Source organism: Leucobacter ruminantium, assembly GCF_017565705.1.
GTDB lineage: Bacteria > Actinomycetota > Actinomycetes > Actinomycetales > Microbacteriaceae > Leucobacter > Leucobacter ruminantium.
The window spans coordinates 1-8993 of the sequence record NZ_JAGDYL010000047.1 but is presented as its reverse complement, the minus strand read 5'-3'; the positions used below and the strand labels follow the sequence as shown (position 1 = coordinate 8993).

The window sequence follows — 8993 nt, the reverse complement described above, 5'->3', positions numbered from 1 at the left end:
CGTTGCGTATGCGTTGAATACTCGGCCTCGGAAGTCGTTGGGGTGGAAGACACCTGCGGAGGCGTTTAACGAGCAGCTATTGTTGGTTCAACAAGCCGGTGTTGCATCGACCGGTTGAATCCGGTCAGTTCCGAAGCCGGAAACTACAGCGCGCTCTCACCCTTCACGGTATGGCGGGCTCGATGGGGAGAGTGGGCGCTGCCGGAGATAACGCGGCGATGGAGTCGTTCTTCAGCCTGCTGCAGAAGAACGTGCTCAACCGTCGCAGCTGGGCCACGCGGGACGAACTACGGATCGCGATCGTAACCTGGATCGAGCGGACGTACCACCGACGGCGCAGGCAAGCTCGGCTGGGGCGTTTGACTCCGGTCGAGTACGAAGCCATCATGAACGAACAGGTCGCACTCGCTGCCTGACACAGTTGTCACCTAAACGTGCATCAGACCCTCGAACACCGCTGACACAGCAGCGGGAACATGCTTGAATTGCATCTACGAGATGCCTCTCGGATCGGTCGAACAGAACCCTTAGCAAGTTCCATTATCCCTGATCAGAGAGGCATTTCTGTGTCAGGACACCCGTTCAATCACCACGCTCACCGGTGGATCGAGGGTTAACCATTTCTGCGCCTGCAGCGAGTGCAGCGCCCCGACCAGCGTTGTCGTAGCGGCACTAGCCGTCGGTCGAACCCGGATCACGCTAGGGCGGCCTGGGAACAACGGCAGCTATCTGGCGAAGTTCCCGCGATAGTCCTCGTATACCCAGCCAACGACTGAGACAATGAGGAGAGGGAGACTGAGATATGCGAACCAGAACCCCACGGCGATGCCCAGGATGACGAGGCTTGCGCCCAGGGCGAGTGTGATCGGCCACCAGCTGTAGGGCTGGAAATACCCGATCTCAGGGTCCCCGTCATCAATGTCGGCGTCGTCGCGGTCTTCGGAGAGCGGCTCGCCCTGTTTTCTCTGAACGAGTTGCAGGTAGAACGCCAGCCACGCCATGAACGCCCCACCGAACGTGAAGGCGATCGTTCCGAACCATTCGATGCGGTGCGTGGAGGCGAGGTTCCATCCGGTGTAGAGCAGCGCCAAAAATAGCTGAAACGCGGCCAAGATCCAATAGATGACGATATGTGTGCGCATGGGATACCTCCGCTGCCGTTAACGGATCGGGTGAATGAACCGATCACGCAATAGAATGTGTGCACGAATAATTAATACACTAAGTATTCGTGTCGATGTTAGTTTGGTTGGATGCAAGATGCAACCTGCCGAAAGGGATGGCGATGAGTGAAGTCGGTGTCGATGAGGCCCTTAAGCTCGACAACCAGGTGTGCTTCGCGGTGTCGGTCGCCAATCGTGCGATCATTAGTCTCTACCGGCCGCTACTCGAACCCCTCGGGTTGACGCATCCGCAGTATCTCGTCATGCTTGCTCTCTGGGAGGACAGCCCGAGATCGGTGAATGATCTCTGCGAAGTGCTGCTGCAAGATGCCCCGACGATCTCGCCGCTTCTAAAGCGTCTCGAGTTGGCCGGTCTCCTCACGCGGCAGCGCAGCAGCAGAGACGAGCGTCGATTGGAGGTCGAGCTCACCGAGGAAGGGCGTCAGTTGAAGAGGCTTGCTCCGCAGGTGCCCGCCGCGGTCGTCAAGCATCTCGATATGAAACTCGAAGAACTAGCCGATCTTCGCGCGAAGCTCTGGGAAGTAATCGAGGCCACGAAGCGCATTCCTTAGTGCGCTCAGTTATCGGACGTAGATCCTTGGGGTGTCCGTGGGTGATGTGGGACTCACGCGTCTCCAGGTGGGGATTCCGGGGTCGCGACTACCGCTGGACAGAGGGGTCGTGCCGCCACCCCGCGATAGCCTCTATTGTTCCGTGATTACGAGCCCCGTGATTCTGGCGGCTTGTTTGAGGGATCCGAGGTTTGTGAGGTTTGGGAACCCGGCTTGTTCCATGAGGGTGATGGCCTGGCCGGCGCGGTTGCCGGATCGGCAGTAGATGAGGTACTCGGCGTCGGGGTCGAGGTTCGGGATGGCTTCTGCCACTGCTCCGGCATTGAAGTCGAGCAGTTTCGCGCCGTCGAGGTGACCGGCCGCGTATTCCTCCGGGGTGCGCACGTCGAGAATGATGGCGTCGGCTGAGACCTCCGGCTTCGTTTCGGAGGCGGGCGCGCTGGTACAGGCTTGGAGGCCCAGCGCGAGGCCGCAGGCGGTAAGCGGGAGGACGATCTTGGTGAGTGTGCGGCGCATGAGTGCTCCTTCTGCTGCAGGGTTCATGGTGGGAATCGGTTACGGTGTGGTGGGGGTATCAGCGTCGTTCGGTAGGGCGCAGGTGTCGTCCGGGCATTGCTGCGGGGCGGTCCTCGAGAAACGGGATTGCAGGGCGCAGCCGACGCAGATCCCGAACGCGGTCTCGAGGAAGAGGAGCGCGAGGCAGGTCCCGCAGAGGGCGAGCGTCACCCAGAGGGGCGCTTGCAAGAGGCCGGTCGCGAGGCACGCGGCGAATCCCATGCCGTAGCCGAGCCACCAGGCGAAGACCTTCTGCGGCGCCCCAACCCATTCGGGTCGTTGCCGTGAGACGATGAGGCGCGCGAGAGCGAGAGAGGGCGCGTAGCGGTCGCCTGCAATGACGCGGATCAGCATGTCGAGCACGAAGGCCGCGCCGAAAGGTTTGAGCGGGTCAGCCGTGCCCGTGTGGATGGCGGTGAGATAGAGTACGATCCCCGGCAGAAACAGCAGGCCTGCTGCGGCCCGCGCCTCGCGCTCGTTGATCACCGGGACGGCATAGCCCGGGATGATGCGGCCGACGCGAGGGCGCTGGGTCACAGGTGCGGGGACGGTCGTGCTCATGCGATACCCGCCGCGATGTTCGGGATCTCCTGGGCTAACACGAGCGCCCCCATGGCGAGCACGAAGACTCCGAATCCGCGGCGCAGCGCCCGCTCGGGGAGGCGTCCGGCGAACCGGGCTCCCAGCAGGGGCCCGGCGACGGCGATGCCGGTGAACGCGAGCACGATCGGCCAGTCGATCTGCACGGATACCAGTGCTCCGGTGAGCCCGGTAGCGGTGTTCATGACGATCACGAACAGGGAGGTCGCGACCGCGGCCACCATCGGCAGACCGCCGAGGAGGTGCAGCGCGGGCACGATAAGGAACCCGCCGCCGGCTCCCACGAGCCCGGTGGCCAGGCCGACGAGGAGTCCGACGAGGAGCATGCGCGCGACCGGCGGCGCCGTATCATCGGTCCCGGCCGACGCAGAGGCGACCGCCGGTCTACGACCTCGGATCATCGCGGTCGCGGTCGCGATCATCATGACCGCGAACAGGATCATCAGCACCGGTCCGGGGATCCAGCCGCCGAGCAGCCCGCCGGCGAAAGCTCCCGCCATACCCGCTCCCCCGAAGAACAGCCCGGTTCTCCAGCGCACCCGTCCGGCCCGCGCGTGCCCGAGGAGCCCGACCGCGCTGGTCACGCCGACGATGAACAAGGATGAGGCGATCGCCGCTCGCGGTTCCATCCCCAGGAGGTAGACGAGGATGGGTGTGGTGAGGATCGATCCGCCCCCGCCCAGGAGCCCGAGCGAGAAGCCGACGAGCACAGCGGCAAGCAGTGCGATGACGAGCGTCGGTTCCATGCGCGGACTCCTGGGGCGATCGGATGGTGGGCGTGAGCAGCCGGTCAGGCGGTCGCGAGCGTGCCGGCCTCGGTCGGTTTGCCTGCCGCGGTCCATGCGGTGTAGCTGCCGTCGAGTTCGGTGATGTCGTACCCGGCTCGGCGCAGCGCGCTCGCGGCGACGCTGTTGCGGACGCCGCTCTGGCAGTAGGTCACGATCGTGCCGGCCTCTTTCGAGGGCAGCAGGTCGAGGTTCCATAGCACCCGCCCGCCGGAGACCTGCCGGGCTCCCGGCAGATGCCCTTCCGCGTACTCGGTCTTGTTGCGCACGTCGAGTAGCATCACGTGCTCGAGACCGTCGAGCTCGTCTGGGCGCACGAGCTTCGGCTTCACCAGATCGAGTCCGTCCAGTGAGGGGATGTATCCACGAACGGTGTCGATGCCGACCCGGATGAGGTGATCGCGCATTTCTTCGGCCTGCTCACGGTCCTCGGCGAGGAGCACGAGGGGGCGCTGCTCGAGCAGCGGGTCGTAGACCCAGGCTCCGTAGCTGGCGGCTTTGTCGATGCCGGGGATGTTCAGCGAGCGCTCGACGGTGCCGGCATGGACCTGACTGTTGTGGCGGGTGTCGACGAAGATGACCTCGTCGGCAGCGAGTTCAGTAGTGAGACGTTCTGCCGTGTACTCGACGAGCTCGGGCGCCTCACCGATCACCGAAGGACCGACCTTGTTCTCCATCTTCATGCGGCCGAAGTACGCGTGCGCATCGGGCTGGCCGCTGAGCAACTCGTCGACGAAGCCCTGCTCGTCGTCATTCCTCAGATACTCGCCCCACCAGGAGAAGTTGCGCTCGTAGCCGACGGTCGAGGAGGGGATTGCGCCCAGCGCCTTACCGCAGGCGCTGCCCGAACCGTGCGCGGGAAGCACCTGCACATAGTCCGGCAGCGTCAGGAAGCGATGCTTCAGGCTCGCAAAAAGATCACGCGCGCCCTGGAAGCGGGTGTCGATGAAGCCCGCGGCCTCGTCGAGGAGGTCGGGCCGGCCGAGGTCACCGACGAAGACAAAGTCGCCGGTCAGTATGAAGCCGGGCTCATCGGCCTGGGCGCCGTCGGTGATCAGGAATGACAGGTGTTCGGGGGTGTGCCCGGGGGTGTGCGACGCTTCGACGGTGATGTTGCCGAGCCGGATGCGGTGCCCGTGCTTCATGCGCACCGCGCCGTCGAAGTCGCTGCCGTAGGTCCAGTCGGGGCCGCCCTCGTCAGAGACGTACATCTGCGCGCCGGTAGCGGCGCCGAGCTCTCGCGTGCCGGAGAGGTAGTCGGCGTGGATGTGGGTCTCGGTGACCGCGACGATCCGCATGCCATGCGCGGTCGCGAGGTCGAGGTAGACGTCGAGGTCGCGGCGGGGGTCGACGACGATCGCCTCGCCCTTCGCCTGGCAGCCGATGAAGTAGCTCGCCTGCGCGAGATCCTCGTCGTAGATGCGTTCGAGCAGCATGATCAGATCCTTCCTGCGTGTGGTCAGGGTTCGGGTTATCGGCAGGTGCAGCGGTCAGCCTCAGGAACCCCGTACAGGGCGTCCTCGATGTGCTGGCCGCAACCGGTCCAGGTGGGCTTGCCGCAGGTCGAGCAGGTGATTCGTGCGCACATGATGGGAGTCCTCTCTAGCGATGCGCTGAAAAATGGTTCGTCGAGACGGGTGGTCAGGAAGCGGGCTGCGCGTCGCGCTCGGCAAGCTGCCGGCGAACATCGTCCATGTCGAGGTCGCGGGCGCCCTGGATGAGCTGCTCGAGCTGCGGTGCACGGAGCGCACCCGGCTGCGCATAGACCATGATCCCGTCGCGGAATACCATCAGCGTCGGGATCGAAGTGATGCGGAACTCCGCCGCCAGCTGCTGCTCCGCTTCGGTATCGACCTTGCCGAACACGATATCCGGGTGCTCTTCAGAGGCCCGCTCGAAGACCGGGGCAAACGCCCGGCACGGACCGCACCACGCAGCCCAGAAATCCACGAACACGATGCCCGCACCAACGGTGTGGGCGAAATCCGAATGAGACAGATTCTTTGTCGCCATGACTTGCTCGCTCTGCGCTCAGCGACCGAAGAGACGAGAGAAAAACCCGCCCCGCTCAGCCTTCGCCGCGTCGACCTGCGCCTGAGAATGCTTGCCACCACACCACTCCGACGCTGGCACGCTCATCTTCACCATCGCCACGTGCTGGCCGCAGCCCGCCCACGTCGTCTTCCCGCAGGTACGACACTTCACCGCTCGACACATCCCGCGCTCCTCGTCTCTCAAACTCAACCCTGATACCCCTGGGGGTATCTATGCACTTTCAATACTATACCCCCTGGGGTATCGTGGATGTCAAGTTCCATCCGATTCACCTATCGAAAGCAGGAAGCCATGGCGCACGCGACAGCCCCTGACCTCGGCACCTCATCGCGCGATAATGAAGCTAAACGCAAAGTGGTGAACCGTCTTCGCCGCGCGCATGGACAGCTCGCCGCCGTGATCAGCGCAGTCGAAGACGATGCTCACTGCCGGGACATCGTCAACCAGCTCGCGGCCGTCACCAAAGCACTAGACCGCGCTGGATTCCTAGTCATCTCTAGCGCCCTCAAGGAATGCCTCACCGACCCCAACGGCGAAGACACCGCCAGCCCGGACGAACTCGAGAAACTCTTCCTCAGCCTCGCCTGAGAGCTGCACCCACGAACCCACCGGCGCAGCTCCGAGCACCCTATGTAACGAGGGGGACTGCTGAGGGTTTGGGTGCCTCTTTGACCTGCCCGGAGGCGGAAATGTTGATCACAGGGGTGACCGCTTCTACTTCTACTGTACGTCGGAGCAGTGCGAACGGGAACCCTCGAGTCAGAGGGTACGTCCTCGTTCCCTCCCGGACGCCCGCCCACCCGCCTGCGGCCAAGCATGCTCGGCAGTGAGTGCACGGGCGCGCTGGATTGCTTGCGCAGCGCGGGCGTGGTCGATCTTCTGCGCGACCCCATCCGGCTCCGCCCCGAGCGCGGCGGCGCTGGCAATCCTGTATCGGTCACGGTAGGCAGCGACCGTGCGCGCATGCCGGTTCCAGGCGTCCTGCTTGCGTGACTCGTCAGGGCGAGCCCCGAGCGCCTGAGCCCACGCAGCGCCATCGGCGATCGCCTGTTCGGCGAGGGCGGCGGCTCGGTTCTCGATGAGCTGGTGCCGCTCCGCGAGCGCTTCCTTCATATCGGGGTCGGTGATCCCGACCGCGACGGGGATGAGCCCGGCGATGAGCCGCGGCGCCCAGCGGGTGCGTCCCGCGCTCGCGGGCTGGATAGTGGCGTTTGCGACGCGCCAATGCAGCACGGAGGCGATGTTGTCGGCGTCGTCGAAGTCGCGCGCGGCGACCAGGCGGGGCATGAGCTGGTCGACGTCGTGATGGTTTGCCTCGGCGCGGCGTAGCTCGGCGGCGAGTGCCCCGAACGCTTCCGATGAGAGTGCGGCTTCTGCTTGCGTGTCGGTGAGGCCGGAGGTGCGGATGAGGGTGGCCCAGCGGTCGTGCTGGGCTTCGGTCGCGATCGTCTCGTACTCTGCGGCGAGCTGCAGGATCGACCCCCACCGTTCCTGCTCGGCTTGGATCGTCTCGTGCACGGAGAGCTCGGCCCCGGAATGATGCAGCACCCCGTGGAGCACCCGGCGGGCTGCCTCTTCCATGTCTTCGACCTCGTGCGGGTGGGCGTGCGCAACGTCCGGGGCATCGGTGGCGACGTAGGCAAGGTTTACGTCCTTGCCGCGGGTCAATGCAACATACAGGTTCTCGCGCGTCATCGACGGATCGACCAGCACATGCGAGGTATCGACCGTCACACCTTGCGCCCGATACGCGGACACCGCGTAGCCGAGGTGACCCAAACGCACTCACCTGAGACTATTTGTCACTGAGTATCTCAGTATATTGCCCGTTTCGCGACACGCTCAGGTCCGCTAAACGACGGCAGTGCCTCTGTTCGATGGGATCACCAACTTGGTCATTGCGGTGTTGCTTAATCGGGCCATGCATGGAGACAGCCCGGGCGATGAAGCTCGTCGCGGCCCGGAGGAAAGCCATTCAGTCGTTGAGGCACATACTGTATTTGAACTGGGGAGAGCGAAAGGGTCGGGGTGACGCCGCTAAACTCGGCGTCACCCCAGCTCTTTCGCTGTGACTACTTCTGGTACTGCTTTCTTCGTGTTACAAGCATCGCAGCAACGCCGAGAGCTATTAGGAGCGCGGCTCCGGTCAGCGCTATTGGAACATATGCGTCACTCGATCCTGTCGTGGGAAGAGAGGGCCGTTCAGGCGTCACTGAAAGCACCGTGATCGTCTGTGCTTCATCGTTGATGTCTGCGTGTTCCGTGACAAGGTTGCCGTCTGCGTCGTAGAGGTACTCGAAGACAACCAGCGTCTTACCAGCATGCCCGCTTGGCACACGGAACTTCACCTCGACGGTCCCGGAGGAGGTTTCTGGCGTAAAGATTGCGAAGCCTTCGATGCTGGTTCGCTTGCCAGATGGTTTTTCTACCATCACGCCTTCGAGGGTGTATTCGACCCCCGGCGTCAGCCCCTCGTATGTAACCGTGTCGATCACCGTGCCACCATCAGCCGGGATGATTCGGTCACCGTCAGCCTGATCACGCGCAGACGTACCAATAGCCGGAACATACGCCTCGACCACGACAGTCTGCGCCTCGTCATCAATATCAGCGTGTTCAGCAACGAGAGTGCTGTCCGGATCGTAGAGGTACTCGAACACCACGAGCGAGGTTCCCGCGAACCCGACAGGGATCGTGAATGTCACCTCGACGGTTCCGCTCGACTGATCCGGTGTGAACGTCGTGCTTCCGGTGATGCCGGTGCCTTGCCCGGTCGCCTTGTCGTAGAGTTCACCTTCGAGGGTGTATTCGACCCCCGGCGTCAGCCCCTCGTATGTAACCGTGTCGATCACCGTGCCACCATCAGCCGGGATGATTCGGTCACCGTCAGCCTGATCACGCGCAGACGTACCAATAGCCGGAACATACGCCTCGACCACGACAGTCTGCGCCTCGTCATCAATATCAGCGTGTTCAGCAACGAGAGTGCTGTCCGGATCGTAGAGGTACTCGAACACCACGAGCGAGGTTCCCGCGAACCCGACAGGGATCGTGAATGTCACCTCGACGGTTCCGCTCGACTGATCCGGTGTGAACGTCGTGCTTCCGGTGATGCCGGTGCCTTGCCCGGTCGCCTTGTCGTAGAGTTCACCTTCGAGGGTGTATTCGACCCCCGGCGTCAGCCCCTCGTATGTAACCGTGTCGATCACCGTGCCACCATCAGCCGGGATGATTCGGTCACCGTCAGCCTGATCACGCGCAGA

At 63.5% G+C, this 8993-nt stretch carries 11 protein-coding genes and 1 pseudogene; 3 read left to right on the top strand and 9 right to left on the bottom strand.

The features are described 5' to 3' along the window. Positions 1–125: 125 nt before the first annotated feature. Positions 126–416 (top strand): annotated as a pseudogene (locus tag J4H91_RS15095) (integrase core domain-containing protein); the annotation flags it as partial. A gap of 309 nt (positions 417–725) precedes the next feature. Here the strand turns inward: J4H91_RS15095 and ctaF are convergent. Further along, entirely contained in the window at positions 726–1142 is a 417-nt protein-coding gene (gene ctaF, locus J4H91_RS15090) for an aa3-type cytochrome oxidase subunit IV (RefSeq protein WP_208047074.1), read from the bottom strand. 143 nt (positions 1143–1285) lie between these two features. Here ctaF and J4H91_RS15085 point away from each other — a divergent pair, with 143 nt between their 5' ends. Then, positions 1286–1735 carry a MarR family winged helix-turn-helix transcriptional regulator gene (locus tag J4H91_RS15085; RefSeq protein ID WP_208047073.1) on the top strand — a complete coding sequence of 150 codons (450 nt, stop codon included), beginning with the start codon at positions 1286–1288 and terminating at the stop codon, positions 1733–1735. A gap of 132 nt (positions 1736–1867) precedes the next feature. Here the strand turns inward: J4H91_RS15085 and J4H91_RS15080 are convergent, their stop codons facing one another. The 6 genes from J4H91_RS15080 to J4H91_RS15715 all read right to left on the bottom strand — a co-directional run bounded on the left by J4H91_RS15080 (position 1868) and on the right by J4H91_RS15715 (position 5892). Then, a complete protein-coding gene (locus J4H91_RS15080) occupies positions 1868–2251 on the bottom strand; it encodes a rhodanese-like domain-containing protein (RefSeq protein ID WP_208047072.1) in 384 nt (127 codons plus the stop codon). 39 nt (positions 2252–2290) lie between these two features. Then, positions 2291–2776, bottom strand: a complete 486-nt coding sequence (locus J4H91_RS15075) for a DUF4395 domain-containing protein (RefSeq protein WP_341783571.1) — start codon at positions 2774–2776, stop codon at positions 2291–2293. A 71-nt stretch (positions 2777–2847) separates the two neighbouring features. Further along, positions 2848–3636 (bottom strand): sulfite exporter TauE/SafE family protein, encoded by a 789-nt coding sequence (locus J4H91_RS15070; RefSeq protein ID WP_208047070.1) that lies wholly within the window; start codon positions 3634–3636, stop codon positions 2848–2850. Positions 3637–3680: 44 nt separating this feature from the next. Then, positions 3681–5111: an MBL fold metallo-hydrolase gene (locus tag J4H91_RS15065; RefSeq protein WP_208047069.1), complete on the bottom strand. Its 1431-nt coding sequence runs from the start codon at positions 5109–5111 to the stop codon at positions 3681–3683. 205 nt (positions 5112–5316) lie between these two features. Then, positions 5317–5688 (bottom strand): thioredoxin, encoded by a 372-nt coding sequence (trxA, locus tag J4H91_RS15060; protein ID WP_208047068.1) that lies wholly within the window; start codon positions 5686–5688, stop codon positions 5317–5319. An 18-nt stretch (positions 5689–5706) separates the two neighbouring features. Then, the gene (locus J4H91_RS15715) at positions 5707–5892 is read right to left on the bottom strand and encodes a hypothetical protein (protein ID WP_243753046.1); all 186 of its coding nucleotides are present in this window, start codon (positions 5890–5892) and stop codon (positions 5707–5709) included. Between the two features lie 129 nt (positions 5893–6021). Between J4H91_RS15715 and J4H91_RS15055 the strand changes: the two genes are divergently transcribed. Beyond that, the gene (locus J4H91_RS15055) at positions 6022–6318 is read left to right on the top strand and encodes a metal-sensitive transcriptional regulator (RefSeq protein WP_208047067.1); all 297 of its coding nucleotides are present in this window, start codon (positions 6022–6024) and stop codon (positions 6316–6318) included. A 171-nt stretch (positions 6319–6489) separates the two neighbouring features. Here the strand turns inward: J4H91_RS15055 and J4H91_RS15050 are convergent, their stop codons facing one another. Both J4H91_RS15050 and J4H91_RS15045 read right to left on the bottom strand, forming a co-directional pair. Next, entirely contained in the window at positions 6490–7515 is a 1026-nt protein-coding gene (locus tag J4H91_RS15050) for a C-terminal helicase domain-containing protein (protein ID WP_424960851.1), read from the bottom strand. A 287-nt stretch (positions 7516–7802) separates the two neighbouring features. Beyond that, positions 7803–8993: VaFE repeat-containing surface-anchored protein (locus tag J4H91_RS15045; protein ID WP_208047066.1), on the bottom strand; the 1191-nt coding region annotated here is incomplete at its 5' end.

Excerpts from the sequence above, each read along its gene's own strand:
- ctaF (WP_208047074.1), bottom strand. The coding sequence starts at position 1,142 with ATGCGCACACATATCGTCATCTATTGGATCTTGGCCGCGTTTCAGCTA.
- J4H91_RS15085 (WP_208047073.1), top strand. The coding sequence starts at position 1,286 with ATGAGTGAAGTCGGTGTCGATGAGGCCCTTAAGCTCGACAACCAGGTG.
- J4H91_RS15080 (WP_208047072.1), bottom strand. The coding sequence starts at position 2,251 with ATGCGCCGCACACTCACCAAGATCGTCCTCCCGCTTACCGCCTGCGGC.
- J4H91_RS15070 (WP_208047070.1), bottom strand. The coding sequence starts at position 3,636 with ATGGAACCGACGCTCGTCATCGCACTGCTTGCCGCTGTGCTCGTCGGC.
- J4H91_RS15065 (WP_208047069.1), bottom strand. The coding sequence starts at position 5,111 with ATGCTGCTCGAACGCATCTACGACGAGGATCTCGCGCAGGCGAGCTAC.
- trxA (WP_208047068.1), bottom strand. The coding sequence starts at position 5,688 with ATGGCGACAAAGAATCTGTCTCATTCGGATTTCGCCCACACCGTTGGT.
- J4H91_RS15715 (WP_243753046.1), bottom strand. The coding sequence starts at position 5,892 with ATGTGTCGAGCGGTGAAGTGTCGTACCTGCGGGAAGACGACGTGGGCG.
- J4H91_RS15055 (WP_208047067.1), top strand. The coding sequence starts at position 6,022 with ATGGCGCACGCGACAGCCCCTGACCTCGGCACCTCATCGCGCGATAAT.